Genomic DNA, 18,052 nt, shown 5'->3' with positions numbered 1-18,052 from the left:
TCTCGAGGCGCGCCGTGCACAGGAGGTCCCCGATCTTCGGCCACGAGGGGCCGGGTCACCGCCCGACCGCATGTACCTGGCAGGCCCGGGATATCACACCTGCATCGGCCACCTGCGCAGCCGACGGTCTCGCGACATCGAGCCGATCCCGTCGACGGCGCAGGCGTCCGAGTTCGGACCGATGATCTGGCGTCGAGCCGGGGAAGCATCCTCCCGCGCGGCGATCAGCTCAGTGCGGTGACTGCAGCAGAGCGCAGCTTCGAGGCGTCCGCGAGCGGCAGGTATGTGCTGTCCGGCAGTCGAGTTTCCGAGTTCTCCCTGATTCCTCAGAAGAAGCACGCCGTTGAACCACGAGCGAACTCCGCCGACTTCACCACGAATCGCTCACCAGCCCGCCCGTCATCGAGTCGATGTCGCCGACCAGAGCGACCCGGTCCAGGAAGATGTTTCGGTGCTCGCAACTTGTCTCCGGAAGCAACAGGCAAGCATGACACGCAGCCAGGTTGAGCCCGTCGGTGCCGGACGGCCCGGACTCGCTGCAAACCGGGTCGTTGGAGCACCAACCTGCTCGGCTCAGCGCTGCGATGAGAGAATCGGCGAATCGTTGCTCGTCAGCAAGTGCGGCGAGCCCTCCGAGGCTACCTGCGGCGTCCGAAGAGGCAGTGTAGATCAGTAGACCGGCCTGGCCTTCCTCTGCGTAGATCCGCTCGCGCAACGACCCGATCGGGTAGCCGGCATCGAGGCTGAGCTCCTGCAGCAGAGCATGGGCAAGGGAGTGAATTGCGACGAATCGGGCAGAAGGGGCTGCCACACCTGGTGCCCCTGACTCTGTCGAGCGGCGTTGCATCGATCGAGCCAGGAGTTCGTGCCGCTCTTCTGCGAGCGACTGCTCCTCCCATTCGGAGACCGCGCTCTCGTCGAGCCGGACAAAGATACCTTCCCCCAGGATCTCTGTTGCGGGCAGCCAGTTGAGGTGGGACTCACTGAGTCGGGCCAGCCGCGGATTGCTGGTGTCGGTCGGCATCGGGGTGACTCGCGAGAAGCCATGGAGTGCACGAACCTCGCGCAGTCTGTTCGCCCTGGACACCTGAGCGACAAGCGCCCTCACCCGTACATCGACATCGACGGTTACGCATTGGAAGGTGTCGAGCGGACCGCCGTCGTTCCCGTCGAGCAAGGCACGGTATTCCTCGTCGCGCAGATCCTTGTCGCTCGGTTGAAGGCTGGTGTCCAGCCCTCTCCGCTGGCGCACGACGTCGACAACGCTGTCGATTGCGAGACCAGTTCTTCCCGCGATCATGCCAGGCAACGCTTGAACGAGCGCTGTCTCGGGTAGGTGCTCAAGGACGGCCCAATACTTGGTGACGAACTGGGCGCTCGGACTGGACCAGGGCGGAATCGAGATACTCGATCGCACTGCTCCGAACCAGACGTTCGATGATCCTCGCTGGAGGGTCCGGAGAGGCTTCTCGCACAACTCGTCGGGTGCGTCGGGAAGCCATGGCCGTTTGCCGCCGCATTTCTTGATATCGCTCAAAGCACTCCGGCCGAACGAGCCGTCGAGGTTGTGCGGCGGTGCACCGCAGGAGCATCTGACGACGATGTCCGCGAGCGAGGAGGAAGCGCCTTGAGATTCGAGCGTCATCTCATGGGGACCGGCGGGCAGCTCGGATCCGCGATGAATCCACTGAAAGTACGGAAAGTCCTCGATGTGACCATTTTCGCAGCATGCTACGAAGCGCGACGGCGTCAGGTCACGCACGCAGTTCTGGCACTGCATCTTCCTCGGGTCGAACATCCAGTAGCGGTCGAGCCGGCGACAGCCCGGGCAGTAATGGTAGGTGGGGAAGCGGACGACCGGAACGTCACCGGTTCTCTTGCCGCTGGCAGGCGAGCGGAAAGTGTGTACGCCGAGGGAACGAGCCAGTCTGGGTTCTTCGACGGTCGGCGACCACCTGTCGTCCCACTGGTCGATCCCACAAATCATGAAGCTCTGGTCGCCGGCAGGGAACAGCGCACCGACCCCGTAGGTCGTGACGAGCTGGCTCTGTCTCGCCTTGGGACGATCAGCTGTTGCCATCAGCCACATCCTTGCTCTTCTTCGTCGAGATGACCTTCAGTGTGCTCTCCCGGTCGACGTTGCGGAGACTCGTCAGCGTTGCCCACGGCGGCTCCGACGGAGGAAAGATGTCGGCGAGCAGCTCGCCGGTGGAAGCATTCATTACAGAGCTGCCGGCTGGAACCATCAGCCCTTTGACGTCGTGGCCCTGCATGGCCCACCGGGCGTACTGCAGCACATGTCCTCCAGCGACAGCGTCGCTCCAGTTGGCAATCAGGCTCACAAGTGCCGCCCGGACGGCGGACTCGGAGCCGGGCTCCACTTGCGCGGCTCTGGCCACGACGATGTCGACGAGACGACCGAGTTCGTCAGATTCGACCGGGACGGCGACCGACTTGTCACCAGCTGCGCCGGCCACCAGGTGCCGCGCCAGAATGACCAACAGTCCGTGCAGCCCGCGGTCCAGCGCGCGCAGAGCAAAGGGAGTTGCGCCTGTGGCTTCGACGTGTCTGTAGAGCGCGCGATGATAAGACGTGAACGACTCGTAATGCGAGAGGTCGCGTGACCTGGAGGCGTTGAACAGCGTGAATACGAGGCCTGGATACCGACGCCCGACACGGCTGGTCGCCTGAATGTACTCGGAGGTGGTTTGCGGCTGGCCCATCACAGCCATCAGCCCGAGGCGGTCGACGTCGACGCCAACGGAAATCATGTTGGTCGCCAACACGATGTCCGGACTGCCAGGCTCGGTGCACGGTGTCTGAAGGGCATCGAGTTCGTGAGGGATCTCGCTGGACCGCTTGCGGGATGTCAGCTCTCGCGGATCACGGGTCTCACGGAGCTCCGTGCCGTTCCGTCCGGCCACGACCTTGATGCGGTCCCGCACGTCGTCGATCGACTGGATGTAGGCGGCACCCAGGACTCGAAGACTGTTGAAGTAGCCCAACATCGTCCAGTAGGCATCCCTGACCTCGTCAGGGGCATCGAGATCCTTTGCTCCCTGCAGCAGAGCCGCGTACGTGCGAACCAGCAGGGTCGCGTGGCTGGTGCTCGTCGCCATCAATCCGACATATCGCCGGGTTCCTTTCACATCTGCAGGTGCGTCGACCGCGAAGAAGGAGTCGGCGGAGTCGATCCCGGGCGGTGGGAACTGACGTGCCTCACGGGCGAAGACGGCACTGACCTGCTTGGACGCGCGCCTGATGGTCGCAGTCGATGCGACCAGCTTGGGCCGGGTACCGGATTTGCGATCGGTAGCGAGGTGGTCGATGGCTGTCTCGTACAGACCGACCAGCGTGCCCAGCGGCCCGCTGATCAGATGGAGCTCGTCCTGCACGATGAGGTCAGGTGGCGCGTCGTGCCCCGAGCCGAACAGCCGCCCGCTCTCCTCCCGCCAGGCGAGCATCGCGAACTTGTCTACAGTGCCAATTACGAGGGAGGGTCGTTCACGATATACATCTGAGTCGACCAGGTGTACTGGGAGACCTTCGTTCTTGCTGAACGGGCACAGAGGGTCGGGACAGCGGACACAGACACGGTCGCGATGAGGGTCGGCCTCATACTGTTCCGGCCCAAGTCCGGATCCGCACCAGGGACATCGAAGTAGCTGAACCGGATCGCCCAGGTCACCCGGGTCCTCACCTCCGCGCCGCTTCTTGATCGCTCTGGCCGCATCGGCGGCGTTGTTCGGAGTGGCGCCCTGACCCACCCAGAGGCCGATCGAGAAGGGCCGCTTCCCCACCATGTCAGGCGAGGACATGCGCCAGTCCTCGAGCGCACAGATCAGGCCGGCGGCACGCTCGAACTGTTGCAAGGTCAGGAGACGCAAGGTGTAACGCATGATGACGCCTACACCCCCGCCGTCACCGTCCACGCCGGCCCCCCTCAACCGACGGTGGACCAGCGTGAACGCAATCAGGCCGAGATAGGCCTCAGTCTTGCCGCCACCAGTCGGGAACCACAGAAGATCGGCAAGGTCCCGGTCCGATGTGCTCGGATCCGCGAGACCCTCGAGGTTGAGAAGGATGAATGCGATCTGGAACGGGCGCCACACGCAGACCACATCCGTGGGTGGCGTGCGAAGTCCGCGTCGGACGATCTCCTGTCGCACCCGCTGTTGTTGCATGACAAGGTTCATCACCCGGAACGCGCGATCCACCCGCTGATCGGTCGCGAGCAGGTCGATCCCACGACGCATGCGTTCGACGGCCGCGGTTGCATCGCGAAGGTGGCTGCGGGCGGTTTCTGCGTGGAACTCGGCGAGGCCGTCGATAATCGCCCCTTGCTGCGCGATCCACTCCTCGTATCGATCGACCAGTCGCTCCAGCGGCTCCGAATAGCGCGGCTCCGTGAGCTCAGCCATGCCGAGTGCTTCGACATCGTCGCGATCGGCTTGTGCCAGCTGCAGATCGTGCTGTGGAAAGAATGTGGTCTCGACGTCCGTGACGTGCCTACTCTCACTCCAAGTGACTGCGACGCCGTGCCCGACTGCGAGGTGGCGCTCCTTGCGGTAGAGCAGCTCACCTCCGAGCTCGTCCACATCCATGTGTTCGAGGAGCCGTTCGGGGCGCCGATCGGCCAGCTCACCGTCCACGGCATGTACACGGATCTGCGGGCGGAACCAGCACAGACCGTCGGCACGCCCCTTCTCCGGCCGCTCGAAGATGTTGACCAACACGAGCGTGACGTTGGCAACCCGACCGCGTGGTGGCCGGACGACGACGCGCAGAGCGAGCCCGTCGGCGATCTTGAGCTCGCTCTGGCCCGGCCTGACCACGATCGTCTTGCTCACAGGCCCGACATGGACTCTTCGCCAGCGGTTGACCCGCTTGGAATGAGCACGGCTGACGACACGGTCGCTCGATGATTCGAGCGCCACGCTCTGGTCGTCGGGCTCGTACCTGTCAGCTTCGATGACCACTTCGAGCTGTTGGGTCGCTTCGGTCAGACCGAATGTCAGGCCTATCGTCGACGGATAACGCATGTGGGCGAATGAGACACCAGGGTCGAATTCGCTGTCGGGCCCGGTGCTGCCCTCTTCCTCAGGGGTCTCGTTCGCCGCCTCGACGATGTCGCGTGAACCGCTGGTGGAGCGTGGGTGCAGTATTCCGACCACAAAACGCTCCAGCGGCTCTTCAGACAAGGTTTCATCACCTACGCCGCCGTAGAGATCGGTGACAACCGCCTCGACCATCCGGTCGCGTGCGTCGTACCACGGGGCGAGGTCAGTCATCGGGGGTCGATTCCTTCCAGTCGATGTGCAGCAGACCGGTGATCACTGGGATCAGCCGGAATCTCGGACGGCCCGCGGATCCCGGGTGATGACTGTCGACGATCACCGTGGCAACGCTCTCGACCCGCGCCCCGCGCAGAGTCGGCCACGATGCCTTCCGGTCTGTCAAGCTGCCTATTCGGGAAGCCAGGTCCTCGCCGAAGCGCGACGACGTCTGCGCGACGGGCACGCCGTCGTGCAACACCGTGTAAACGGGCACACTCAGTGTCGACCGGAGGCGATCGAGCCTGAGATCGAGGGAGTCCCCGATCGACACCTCGGCTGTCAGATGCGCCTGCGCGCGAGCGGAGTCGAGTGCCGGCACGGTGTCTGCGACACCGATCTCGAAACCGAAGGTCATCCACTGCTTGGGCCCGCCAAGGTACCAACGCTCTGCATGAAGACCGGGCTTGTGAAGGCGACGTACGAACTTGTCGTCGGGGCCGTCCGCACGCGCGATCAACTGTCGCGCCCGGGTGAGAGACACAAAGAGCGCGCGAAGCCGTTCTTCGGGCTCCGCACTGTCCTCGAGCCAGCCGTGCTCAGGGAAGTCGACCAGCACGACGTTGTCGAACTCGAGGCCCTTCGCGCGATGAACGGTCGACACCACGTAAGGCGTTGCGGGGTGATCAATCATCTCGGGCGGCAGCGGACGCGGACCGCGGAGGCGCTGCGCGAGACGCCACAAGTCGATTTCTGTGCCTTTGCCGACCTGGACTTCCCGCAACACTCGCCAGAGCATCGCCGGGTCGAGTTCGGGACATCGTTCCGCAACCAGCGCGTCGAGCTCTCGGCGAGCAATCGTGACCGCCGAATCATCACCGAACAGCCGGGCCATCCAGGCACCGATCACCCGCTGTTGAGCGCCGCGATGTACCTCCACCGCCGTTCGGGTCCTCAGCGCCCCGGCGACCAGGAGTGCCTGCCCGTTCGTCGCCGTGAGGAACGCGGTCGTTCCCTGCCACCGCCCGGAATGCTCGACGACATCCTCGACGGTGCCAGCCGGGACGACAGCGGCGTGGAAATCCTCGAGCAAAGTCGGGTCGCCGCCAGGTAGAACCGCCTCGCGCAACATGGCGGCCGCCCTCGTTTCGCGACTCGCCGCGCGATACTGACCGGTCAGGTGCCGAATCTCTGTCCCGCTCAGAGCGGCTACGGAATTCACCAGCTCCGGCGATGTCGTGGACGAGCGTGGTCTCTGCCCATGGCGGTTCGGACGGAGCTGGAAGTCGTAGATCCCTTGCGCCGGATCGCCGAGCAAGGTGAACCCAGCCTCCGTCGGCAACCGCCCGATGATCGCCAGCAGGAAGTCAGCGCGAACGCCGACAACGTCCTGTACCTCGTCCACGACCAAGTGCTCGAGATCGCCGGTACGCCCCCAGCCTTCTTCGGCGAGCAACCGAGTGGCCAGCGCGATTCGCCCGTCGAACGTCAAGCGCTCATAGTCCTCCGTGCTGAGATCGCGCAGGACTTCTCCAGCCAGGGAGTCCAGCGTCTGTACGCCGACCGGTTGTCTGCCGATGTGCATGAGAAAGCGCCGGCGGATGGCGTGAACAGCGGCATTCGAGAAGCTGATGACCAAGATGCCATCGATCGGATCGACGTCCTCGTCGTCGACGAGGTGCCCGAGCAGTGCGGAGACGACCTCGGTCTTGCCCGAGCCAGGACCGGCGATGACGATCTGACGCGTCTTCGCGGGGATGTCGACAGCTGCCAGCTGGCTGTCGTCGAGCGCCGGCTCGCTCACCGTTTGGTCCACAGATACTCGAACTCGTTGAAGGCAAGCAGGTCGCCGAACTTCTGGAAGTTGTCGAGTACGTTGACGATCAGGACCTCTTCCGAACCACCGTTCTTCGGACCCCGAAGACCCCGACCGATCATCTGCTGATAGACGTTCGGGCTGAAGGTCGGTCGCGCTACGTACACTGCCTGCACCCGAGGAGCGTCGAAACCTTGTGTCAGTACGTTGTAGTTCGTCAACACCCGGATGCGCCCGGCCTTGAACTCGTCGATGTAATGACGGCGAGCTGCCGGCTCCGTGTCCGCGGAAACGCAGGCCGCAGGAATTCCCCGGTGCGACAGAAGTGCAGCCAGTACACGCGCGTTCTCGACCGACGGTGCAAACGCAAGGACTGTCCAGTGATCCGGTTTGTCACCGATCGATTCCACCACGCGCAGAGTTCGGGCGAGATCGGTACCCAGGCGCTCGGTGACAGCTGAGGGCAGACGGCGTAGCTGCTCGATCTCGGCGATGTCCGACGCAGTAAGTTCGACTTCCGTACCGCCGAGGATCTCGTGTCGCACCTGGGCGAGCACACCCATGTCTTGGAGTTCTTCGTACGGATCCTCTTTACGGAACGCTCCCCGGTCCAATCGGTTCTTGCCGTATCGACCTGCCAGCCGCTCGGTTTCCTGCTCGGATGTGCCGCGGAAGGGGGTCGCTGTGAGACCGATCAGTGGCTTTCGCTCATCTCTGCTGCGCAGACGACTGCTGCGTCCTAGCCACTCCAGGACTCGCGTGTACGAGGGGGCGATCGAGGTATGAGCTTCGTCGACCACCACGACCGAAGCGTCACGCAGCCAGTCGTACTCGCCACTCGCCCTCGAGATGAGCGAGCCCAGCTTGTCGATCGTCGCGATCACGAGCTGGAAGACACCTGGCTCCTCCGGCACATCGTTGTTTGCCCAGAGCCGCCCGAGCCGCATCGGTAGCTGCGGTCCGATCGCGCGCCATACATAGGTCCACGTCTCGGCAGCCTGTTCGCACAGCTCGTCGGTCTGAGCGATCCAGACCAGTGGAACACCTGGGGCCACGTCGCGTTCACGAACGGCATTGACGAGCGCCTGCACGGTGACACGGGTCTTGCCCGCACCCGTCGGAAGTGACACCATTCCGCGATCAGGGCCCACGCGTCGAAGCAGGCCGGTGATGCGATCGGTCACGAACTCCTGGTAGTCGTGGAGCGGACTGAGGACGGCCGGACCGTCAATCAGCTCGACTGCTGCGCGGCTCGCCCCAGGGAAGCCGGCCCAATCGAGTGGGAAACCCAGCGACGCGACCCATTGCCGCGTCACCCGCCGACCAGACCACTCCCGAGGGGGCTCCAGCCCGCGTTCCTCGAGCGCGGGTCGCAGTTGCTTCAGGATGCCGACGCCATGGACGGCGCGGGCGAGCGCCGCAACGTCGTTCGGGATGGCTCCACCGCGCTCATTGTCGAGTACCTCGAGGGCTTGTGCTGGGACGCAGCGTCGCAGCGCCTCGGCGCCTACGGCCGCTACGAGGCGCGCGTCGTCGTCCGCTGCGCGCTTGATGTCGTTGCGTAGTTTGTTGGTGGCGGCTTGCTCGATCTGTTGAAGGACCTTCGCAATCCCCGCCTGGTCGAGCTCGAGGCCGAGGGTGGCGGAGATCTGCGCAAGCTGCCGGTGCGGCTCCGTCGCCGTGACGACGAGGGTGTCACCGTCGCGGCGGGCGGCGATCGGATGCGCTACCTGCCCTCGTGGCGTCGCGATCATCTTCACGATGCGAGCCGCGGGTTGGACTTTGAGGTCCTGATCCGCCAGGTCGAGATGGAGCTTCAGAGGAGGAAACAGGTCTGTCAGGTAGCTACGTTCACCGGACGTCTCGATGAGGATCTCCTCCTGGAGGAGATCCTTGCCTCTGGGCATCTTCCAGGCGGCGATGAAGCGTTCGGCGTCGTCCTGGTCGGGCGCGAGCAAAGCAGGGATCTGAGCCTCGAGCATCGATTCGTACACAGCCGGTTCGTGGGTGACGCCGATGTTCTTGACGTCGACAGGTTGAAGCTGGGCGCCGACACGAACAACGAGGCTGTCGCAGTCGATGCGTCCCGGCAGCCATGCATAGAACGCCACCCTTCGGACGTCGTCATCCGGTCCGCGCCAGGTGTCAGCCGTGGCTTTGAGCGCCGACCATTCCTCGACGGGAAGGTCCTCGGGGTCCGACACGACGCCCAACGCCGCAGCCCATTCCTCAGACAACTCGACGGCCGGAAGTGTGTCGGAAGCAACAGCCTCGCTCGCCTTCAGAACGGCGGTCGGTCGGCGGATGCCGAATGTCGTCGACAGCCGGCCGTGTCTGTGGATGAACCAAGTCTCAGGTGCCCTCAGTGCATACGAGCCGTAGCTCGCGTTCGACGAGTGGCGTGCACGCCAAGATCCTGGTACGGGGCGGGACAGAAGATGCGTGGTCGCTGCAGCAACACCTTCCGGGCTGAGTCTCATGATGGGCGCCAACGGCCACGGCGGAGGAGCACCCTTCGTGCCCTCGGTGATTTGGATCTTCGAGCGATCCGGCTTACTGGCACTGCTGGGTTGAGCTTTGATGAAGGCGTCCCGCATATCGTCCTCGTAGGTACTCAGCCACGCCTCCCTCGGAGCGTTGTGACGCCAGACCGGCGCATCAACAGCCCCGAGCTCATGAAGCAAGTCCTCGTCGCGGGCATGGAAGCCGGGGTCGATCAGCCACTGGCGGTCACGGCTACCATCTGCAGGAATGATCCGACCTGCGAGGTAGGCCTGCGCAATCGGGACCCATGAACCAGCGGCAGTTCGCACCCGGACGTGGAGTTCCAGCTGCTCGCCGAGATCCTCGGAGAGAATCCTGACCGCAGTTTCCCTCGGGATGTCGCGCATCACGTTGAAGATGTTCGGCCAGACACTCTGCGGTTCCTTCAGTCCGGCCGGCGTCTTGGCGCGAGCCAGCAGCCGGTGCAGTTCGCCGCTCCTGTCCATGACAACAATCCCGAGCCGTCGTAGCGCCTCTCGTACCGCTGGATGGGAGGCAAGCTCAGGGTCGACGAAGTCGACTTCCGTGGATTGATCGCCGTCCACGCGAACGAAAACCTGCCCCTTGGCCGGCGCCCTGAACTCGCCGTCCTCAAGGCGGATGATCTTCGCCTTGCGCACGTCCGACAGGGCCTGGGTCGCCCTGGCGTCGCCTGCAGCGCCGGCGTCCTCCACGATGCGTGCGGCCAACAGAATTGCGGCAGAGGAAGCAGCGGCAGTGCCATCCGAAATCAATGCCTCAAGCCATTCGTCGAGACCGGCCGTGCTCTGCTCGCTACTGCTGCTCAAACGGTCAGGCAACATCAGCCTGACAATCTTCTTGCGGCGCTCAGGACTGGAGTACGCACTGGGATGGAGCCACTTGTCGACCGGTGCGCCATCGACCATGGCCCACTGTGCCAGCCAATCCGCCGGGACGTCACCAACCCACTTCACATCCGATGGAATCCTGAGAACATTCATGCCGTCAGGGAGCGACGGCACAGTACGAAGACGCCGGAAGATCGGTTCGTTGATCTCGCGATCGACCCAGTTGCGAGATTCAAGGCCGCGTGCCGGCATGGCATCGATGGCCGAGACGGCCTCGTCTGTTCCACTCAAAATCTGGATCGCGTCGCCGAACAATTTCGGCAGCTTGCTGAGAAGCTCGTAGTTGAAATCTCCCTCGAGCAGTCCTGTTCTGTCGTCGCTCAATTTCCATGGAGCGTTGATCAGACCCGTCAATGTGGTCTCGAAGTGGGTTGGAAAGTAGGCCCAGAATCGGCCCAGCCTGTTGCTGCCGGGCGGAATCGGCAGGGCGTACTGAACGTCGACCTGTTGACGAGCTGCTACATGACCACCCTCCTCCCGTGCGACTTTGCTCGGATGATGGATCTCGCGAGTCAGTGACCAATTGGTTGTCGATCCGCCAGACCTGAGCAGCACCGTACCGTCCGACAGAACATCTTGGCTTATCCTCCGGTCGACCGCCTTCCCTTTGACCTTCGGATCGTCCTCCGCGAGGTTACGCAGGCGCGCTTGTCTGATGTGCGGTGAGAACAGCACGAACTCCGCAGGAAACCGGTACAAGCGATCGGACAGCGCGTGATGGGACACCGACAGCGGAAGCACGATCACCGTGCTCGCCCACTCCATGAACTCCAGGAGGTGTCGGTCCGGCACTTCGGCGTCCGTGTGAGGATCGAGAGTGCGCGCCAACCGCATCGTCGGGTACCGAGGGAAGTTGTAACCGGCGCTCTTGAGAGTTTCCGCCGCCCAAGCCTTGTCGAACCCGAACGAGACAGTCCGACTGAAAACCGTTGGGCTGTCCGAAATTGCAAGGACAGACTTGAAACCGATGCCGAACTTGCCGATCTTTTGGTCGTCCTTCGTGGAGATGTCCGAGGCCATGACCGACCGGATACCTTCCTCGTTGAAGGGCTCTCCGTCGTTCCCGACGTACAAGGTGTCCTTGGTGAGGAGCACTTCCACGCGGGTGCCGCCTCGCCGGGCCGCGTCGGAGGCGTTCTGGAGCAACTCCTCGAGTTGCCTCGTGGCATATCCGCCCTCGGAGATTCGCCTCTCGTTGTTCGCGTCCTGAAGGACCCGACTAGGGTCTTCCGAATAAACCTTCAGGCAGATGTCGGTCTGCTCCCGGACGATCCTCGCGAGCCCCGCATCACCACGCTTCCAAGCGCGCACCCAACCTCCAAGCAACGAGCGACCGTCGCCGGCCATTGATTTCTGCGCTGGTCTAGATCACATCTAGCCTAGGGGAAGCCTCCGAAATCCTGAAGACTCCGCAATAGTTCGCCGACACCCACTCGACTGATCGGCCGGACGGCGTTTCCTACGGCCTTCACGTCCGATGTGCGCACCGGCTCTGCGATCCGCCTCGTACGCCTGTACGGGTCGCGCGCACCTCAGCATTGCGGAGATCGTGCAACTACGTGACTCCGAGGGCCTCCTCGGACGACTGACCACACCCCCCAAATCCAGGACGACGCTTTGCATCCGTCAGTGGGACCCAAGCCGGGAACAGACGACCGGCACCACATGCGGTTGCAACGCCGAAAGACCACCCCTCACCCAGCGTGACAACTGATGTATCGGCATCTTGCGCCGGTTGTTACAGCCGCAGTCGATGGATCCATCCAGATCCCACCGCACTGTCGTCTCGCGATCCACGCGGTCGTTGGCGGCGTAGCTCCCGGGATCCAGAAGCCCGAGTGATCGGACTGAGTGGATCCTCCTGTTGGAAGTCTCAGCTGGGGCGCGCGAGGGTGGGAGGTATGGAATTTACTCAGCTTGGGCGGACGGGGCTTTCGGTTAGTCGGGTTGTTTTGGGGACTATGAACTTCGGGCCTCTGACCGAGGTGGGGGATGCGTATGCGATCATGGATGCGGCGCATGAGAAGGGGATCAACTTCTTCGATACGGCGAACGGGTACGGGCGGGCCATCTACCCGGGCCGGACCGAGGAGATCATCGGGGAGTGGTTCGCGAAGGATGCGAAGAACCGTGAGAAGACGGTGCTCGCGACCAAGGTGTACGGGGACATGGGGCAGGAGTGGCCGAACACCAGTCGGTTGTCGGCGCTCAACATCCGGCGGGCGCTGGATGCGAGTCTGAAGCGGCTGCAGACGGATTATGTGGATCTGTACCAGTTCCACCACATCGACCGGAACACCCCGTGGGAAGAGATCTGGCAGGCGATGGAGGTCGCCGTACAGCAGGGGAAGGTGCTGTACGCCGGGTCCAGCAACTTCGCGGGTTGGCACATCGCGCAGGCGCAGGAGGCTGCGGCGCGGCGCAACTACGTCGGGCTCGTCAGCGAGCAGTCGCTGTACAACCTCGCGCAGCGCGACATCGAGCGGGAGGTGCTGCCGGCGGCGCAGGCGTACGGGCTGGGCGTGATCCCGTGGTCGCCGCTGCACGGTGGGCTGCTGGGTGGCGTGATCCGGAAGGAGAACGAGGGCGTACGGCGCCTCGAGGGTCGCGCGAAGGAGACGCTCGAGAAGTTGCGGCCGCAGATCGAGCAGTACGAGGCGTTCGCGGACGAGCTCGGGCACGAGCCCGGTGAGCTCGCGCTCGCGTGGCTGCTGCACCAGCCTGCGGTGACCGGTCCGATCGTGGGTCCGCGGACCATGGAGCAGCTCGAGTCCGCCGTACGCGCGGTCGAGATCAAGCTCGACGAGAAGACCCTCACCCGCCTCGACGAAATCTTCCCGGGCTACAAGACCGCCCCGGAGGACTACGCCTGGTAGTCGTCGACAGCCCTGCGGTCCGCTGTACCCAGCCGTCGTGCCGTAAGCGGCGCGGCGGCTGGTCGATGTCCGAGCCTGCTGACCTCACGGACGGTCACGCGTATCGTGATGAGCAATCCGTCAGCACCCGAATGGTTCGAGGCGAAATGACCCTCCGCGACGATGTGCTTCAGCTCCTTCGCGGTAGCACCGTCGGAATGACGGATGCACAACTTGCCTCCCAACTCGGCAAGCTCCATCAGCAGATCAATCAGCGCTGTCGGCAACTAGCGGCCGAAGGCATGATCGTGCGGGATGCCTCGAGCGGAATCATCGTCAACCGACTCAACGGATCGGAGCCGGTCGCCACCGCTCCCCAGCCGTCAACCGTGGCGTCAGCCCAGCCCTCAGCAGGCGCGCCAGTCGTGCCCGACCGCGGCTGGCCGCATGAGTCAGCAGTGCAGGGCGCTCTCGTTGGCTGGCTCGCGCAGCAAGGATGGCGAATCCTTCGCGTGGCCGACACCGAGATCCAGGAGCGAGGTACCGACGTCATCGCGCAGCGGGGCGGGACGAAGCTGCTGGTAGAGGTGAAGGGATACCCGGGTACGACGTACGCTCGCGGAGCAAAGGCCGGGCAGCCGAAGCCGACGCCGCCGACGTTGCAGGCGTCGCACTGGCTCGCCAACGCGCTGCTGAAGGCAATGCGGATGCGTGGAGCGGACTCCGAAGCCCGCGTGGTGATCGCGCTGCCGGACTTCCCTCGCTATCGGAGGATCCTCACCGAGATCGAAGGCTCCCTCAGCGGCGGCGCCCTCGAAGCCTGGCTGCTCGACGAACAGGGCGAGCCGAAGGCAGCCTTCGGTAATAGCCGCGGGCACACGATCGAGGATCGTTAGGGCTGGATGCAGTTGATGAAGTGATGGACTGGTTCGCGGGTTTCGGTTTGGCGCCAGGCGGCGGCTAGTTGGGCGGGTGGGAGGTTGGGGACGGGGCGGCAGGTTAGGCCGGGGCGTTGGTAGAGGCCTGTGTTGCCTTCGGCCAGGAGGGCTACTCCTACGCCTGCGGTGACCAGTTCGAGGACCTCGTCGGCGGCGGTTGCTTCGGCGGCTATGACCGGTGGGCGGGGGCGGTCGGCGGTGGCCAGCCAGAAGTCGCGGAGGGGGCCCGCGGTGGTGGGCAGGGCGACGAAAGGTTCGTCGACGAGGAGTTCGAAGGGGATCTCGGGGCGGTCGGCCAGCGGGTGAGAGGTAGGTAGCGCCACCCAGCGCGGCTCGGTGATCAGAATGCGGGTCGCGAGGTCCGCGGCGGTGGGCAGCCAGACGAAAGCCACATCACTCGTGCCGTCGGCCAGGCCGGCGGTGGGATCGTCCCAGCCGACCAGGCGCAGCGAGACCGTCCAGCCCGGGAAGCGTGCGCGGAAACGCTCAACGGCGGGTCGTTGGAGATCGCGACCGACAGCGGTCTGCATGCCGACGACCAGCTGCTGCGGGTGGGCGGCCGCGCGCGCATCGGCGTACCCACGGTCCCAAACCGCGAGCACATCCCGCGCCACCGGCAGCAAGGCTCTCCCCTGCGCGGTCAGCGCCAGCCCGCGCGGCCGGCGCTCGAAGAGGTCGAAGCCGAGGCGACGTTCGAGGGCCCGGAGCTGCTTGGAGAGCGCTGGCTGCGAGACGAAGAGGCGCGCGGCCGCCGCGGTCACGGTCGCCTCCTCCGCGGCCGCGACGAAGTACCGGAGTTCCCGCAGGTGCGCATCCATAGCCAACGGTTATACCAACAGGTCTTGGTGCGGCGGCAGGTACCGCGTCGATGCTGGGCGCATGACGAAGACCAGGAATCTCGGCGGGCTCGACGTACCGCCGATCGGGTTCGGGGCGATGGTGCTCTCCCCCGGGATGTACGGCGCGATCGACGACGACCGGGCGCTCGCGGCGCTGACCGCGGCGATCGACGCGGGCGGCACGTTCATCGACACCAGCGACGGGTACGGCGACGACGCGCACAACGAGAAGCTCGTCGGGCGCGCGATCCGCGGGCGGCGCGACGAGGTGACGGTCGCGACGAAGTTCGGGCTGCGGCTCGCGGACGGGGCGGAACCGCATCGCATCGACGTCGGCTACGCGTTCGAGCGGCTGCAGGTCAATGCGGAGCCGAAGTACGTTCGCGGGTACGCCGAGGCGAGCCTGAGCAGTCTCGGGACCGACGTGATCGACCTGTACTACCTGCACTTCCCCGATCCTCAGGTGCCGATCGAGGACACCGTCGGGGCGATGTCCGAATTGGTTGCCGAGGGCAAGGTGCGGCACCTCGGGATGTCGAACGTGACGCCGGACGAACTGCGGCGCGCGTACGCCGTCCATCCGATCGCCGCGGTGCAGACCGAGTGGTCGATGTGGCGGCCGATCGACCCGGCGTTGCTCGAGGTGGCGCGGGAGTTGGGTGTTGGCGTCGTACCGTGGAGTCCGCTCGGCGCGGGGTTCCTGACCGGGACGGTGCAGGCGCTGGACAAGGACGACTTCCGGAACAACGCGCCGCGGTTCGATGCGGAGAGTTTGAAGGCGAACAATGCGTCGTACGACGCACTCCAGGCGCTCGCGGCGGATCTCGGGATCACACGCAGTCAACTGGCGCTGGCGTGGTTGCTGCATCAGGATCAGGCGGTGGTACCGATTCCGGGGAGCCGTACGCCGGCGCACATCGTCGAGAACCTGGCGGCCGCGGACCTCACGCTGCACCCGGACACGCTCGAGCGGATCGACGCCGTACTCGCCCGCATCACACCGGTCGGCGCGACGCTGCTGCAGGACGAGCGGTGATCGCTGTCCGCGCGCTGACTTCCGCAGCCGTCGTCCTAACGCTCGCCGGCTGCGTGAGCAACCCCAGCGAATCAGCCGGGCCGGGTGAATCGCCCAGCCCTGGCGAGTCAGCCGGGCGTTCGACCGGTCCCGCGGCCTCGAGCAGTACAGCGGCCAGCGATGTGCTGCCGGCGGTGCGGGCGTACGTCGATGCTGTCAATCGGCGGGACCTCGACGGGCTGGTGAATGCGTTCCGACCGGCAGGACAAATCGTGGACGTCTCGCGGACGATCGCGGGCCGGGACGCGATCCGGACCTGGGCCCGTAACGAGGTCATCGGCGGCAGTCTGACCGTCGTACAAATCGTCGAACGGCGACCCGACGGACAGAAGCTGCTCGTCCGCTGGGCCCCGGCCGGCTCGGACGGCTGGCTGGCGCACTACGACTTCACCGTCGCGGGCACCGAGATCGAACTGGCGAACCTCCAGTATGCGTGACCGCTCACCTGGCGGCGACAACCTCGATCTCCAACAGCCAAGCCTCGTCGTAGATCCCCGCGATGACCACGGTGAGCGCCGGCGCGTGATCACCGAGGACTTCGCGACGGATGGCTGAGTTCTCCGCTCGATACGCGCGGTCCGACAGGTAGGTCGTGACCTTCACCAGATCGGTCAGAGCCATGTCGTGATGGCTCAGGGCGGTCGCGATGTTGGCCCAGACCTGGCGGCACTGCGTGGCGAAATCCGGCGCGAGTTCACCGGCAGGCGACACCGGGATCTGACCGGAGATGTAAACGGTGCGGGCGTCGGTGACTTCGACCGAATGCCGATAGCCCCCACCGTCCGGAACGAGTGGACCGGGAGTGATCACCCACAGATCATCACAGCGCCGAAGGTCAGGCGTGGACCGCCGTCGTCGGAAGCATTCCGAGCAACGCGTCAGCAGCCAGCGAGGCGGCGGTGCCGGTGGGTACGGCGACCGAGACCTGCCAGTGCGAGGCGGTACCAGGAGCGAGCGTGACGGTGGCGTGGTCGCCGCGCTTGGCGGCGATGCGCTCGGGGACGAGCGCGACGCCGAGGTTGTGCGCGACGAGGGCGAGCAGGGTGTGTACGTCGTTCACCTCGATCGTCACGGGGTGCGCGACGCCGGCGGCGGCGAACGCCTGGTCGGAGATCGCGCGGGCGCCCCACGTCCGGTCGAAGTCGACGAACGACTCCCCCGCCAGGTCGTCCAGCGTCACCCCGGACGCCTTCGCGAGCCGGTGGTCCGGGGCGCAGACGAGTACCATCGACTCGCGCGACAACGGCCGCAGATCGAGCCCGTCGACCGGGTCCCCCGCGGTCGCGACGAACGCGACGTCGAGGCGCCCGGAGGCGAGTTCGTCGAGCATCGGCGTGGAGCCGCCCTGCCGCACCTCGATCTCCACCCCCGGGTACGCGGACCGGAACTTGGCGAGCAACGCCGGTACGTCGACCACCCCGAGGCACTGCTCCAACCCGACGGTGAGGTGCCCGCGCAGCAGCCCCTGCACCGCGGCGACAGCATCCTTCGCGGCCTCGGCGGCGGCGAGCGTACGGCGCCCCTCGCACAACAGCGCGCGCCCCGCCTCGGTGAGCTCCACGCTCCGGGTGTTCCGCACGAACAGCGACGCCCGCAGTTCCCGCTCGAGCGCCCGGATCGAGGCGGACAAGCCCGACTGCGAGATCGACATCGCCTCCGCGGCCCGCGTGAAGTGCTTCTGCTCCGCCACCGCCACGAAGTGCTCCAAATGCCTCAGCTCCATGACTAAGAACTCTAGTCGATCGAACCAGCAGGATTCTGCGGCGCCGCATGTTGACCCGGCCGCCCGCCCCTTCGCGGGCGACCGCCGGCCCATCACAATCGCTCGAAACCCGCACCGCCC

11 protein-coding genes are annotated in these 18,052 nt (G+C 65.1%); 4 read left to right on the top strand and 7 right to left on the bottom strand.

Annotation, left to right across the window (positions count from 1 at the left end):
- Window positions 1-370: 370 nt before the first annotated feature.
- Genes ABN611_RS25945 through ABN611_RS25930 form a run of 4 tightly spaced genes read right to left on the bottom strand, consistent with a single transcriptional unit; the run spans window position 371 to window position 11,813 of the window.
- Window positions 371-2,080, bottom strand: coding sequence for a DUF1998 domain-containing protein (locus ABN611_RS25945; protein ID WP_350274837.1), 1,710 nt, complete (start codon window positions 2,078-2,080; stop codon window positions 371-373).
- Complete coding sequence (locus tag ABN611_RS25940; protein WP_350274836.1) at window positions 2,067-5,291, bottom strand: helicase-related protein; 3,225 nt, start codon at window positions 5,289-5,291, stop codon at window positions 2,067-2,069. The genes ABN611_RS25945 and ABN611_RS25940 overlap by 14 nt, the downstream gene beginning before the upstream one ends.
- Window positions 5,284-7,077, bottom strand: a complete 1,794-nt coding sequence (locus tag ABN611_RS25935) for a UvrD-helicase domain-containing protein (RefSeq protein ID WP_350274835.1) — start codon at window positions 7,075-7,077, stop codon at window positions 5,284-5,286. Before ABN611_RS25935 ends, ABN611_RS25940 begins: the two co-directional genes overlap by 8 nt.
- Window positions 7,074-11,813, bottom strand: coding sequence for a DEAD/DEAH box helicase family protein (locus ABN611_RS25930; protein ID WP_350274834.1), 4,740 nt, complete (start codon window positions 11,811-11,813; stop codon window positions 7,074-7,076). Before ABN611_RS25930 ends, ABN611_RS25935 begins: the two co-directional genes overlap by 4 nt.
- 650 nt (window positions 11,814-12,463) lie before the next feature.
- Here ABN611_RS25930 and ABN611_RS25925 point away from each other — a divergent pair.
- Window positions 12,464-13,378: an aldo/keto reductase gene (locus tag ABN611_RS25925; RefSeq protein WP_350274833.1), complete on the top strand. Its 915-nt coding sequence runs from the start codon at window positions 12,464-12,466 to the stop codon at window positions 13,376-13,378.
- Window positions 13,379-13,524: 146 nt separating this feature from the next.
- The gene (locus ABN611_RS25920) at window positions 13,525-14,253 is read left to right on the top strand and encodes a hypothetical protein (RefSeq protein ID WP_350274832.1); all 729 of its coding nucleotides are present in this window, start codon (window positions 13,525-13,527) and stop codon (window positions 14,251-14,253) included.
- Here the strand turns inward: ABN611_RS25920 and ABN611_RS25915 are convergent.
- Entirely contained in the window at window positions 14,250-15,113 is an 864-nt protein-coding gene (locus ABN611_RS25915) for a LysR family transcriptional regulator (RefSeq protein WP_350274831.1), read from the bottom strand. The two genes, ABN611_RS25920 and ABN611_RS25915, sit on opposite strands and share 4 nt — an antisense overlap.
- A 61-nt stretch (window positions 15,114-15,174) precedes the next feature.
- Here ABN611_RS25915 and ABN611_RS25910 point away from each other — a divergent pair, with 61 nt between their 5' ends.
- Both ABN611_RS25910 and ABN611_RS25905 read left to right on the top strand, forming a co-directional pair.
- Window positions 15,175-16,170, top strand: coding sequence for an aldo/keto reductase (locus tag ABN611_RS25910; RefSeq protein ID WP_350274830.1), 996 nt, complete (start codon window positions 15,175-15,177; stop codon window positions 16,168-16,170).
- A 251-nt stretch (window positions 16,171-16,421) separates the two neighbouring features.
- The gene (locus tag ABN611_RS25905; protein ID WP_350274829.1) at window positions 16,422-16,646 is read left to right on the top strand and encodes a hypothetical protein; all 225 of its coding nucleotides are present in this window, start codon (window positions 16,422-16,424) and stop codon (window positions 16,644-16,646) included.
- A gap of 4 nt (window positions 16,647-16,650) precedes the next feature.
- Here ABN611_RS25905 and ABN611_RS25900 read toward each other — a convergent pair whose 3' ends face one another.
- Window positions 16,651-17,019 (bottom strand): RidA family protein, encoded by a 369-nt coding sequence (locus ABN611_RS25900; RefSeq protein WP_350274828.1) that lies wholly within the window; start codon window positions 17,017-17,019, stop codon window positions 16,651-16,653.
- A gap of 25 nt (window positions 17,020-17,044) precedes the next feature.
- Window positions 17,045-17,932 (bottom strand): LysR family transcriptional regulator, encoded by an 888-nt coding sequence (locus tag ABN611_RS25895; protein WP_350274827.1) that lies wholly within the window; start codon window positions 17,930-17,932, stop codon window positions 17,045-17,047.
- Window positions 17,933-18,052 lie beyond the last annotated feature (120 nt).

The organism is Kribbella sp. HUAS MG21, from assembly GCF_040254265.1.
Lineage (GTDB): Bacteria > Actinomycetota > Actinomycetes > Propionibacteriales > Kribbellaceae > Kribbella.
The sequence above is the reverse complement of the archived record's forward strand: the minus strand, read 5'-3'. Positions and strand labels throughout refer to the sequence as shown.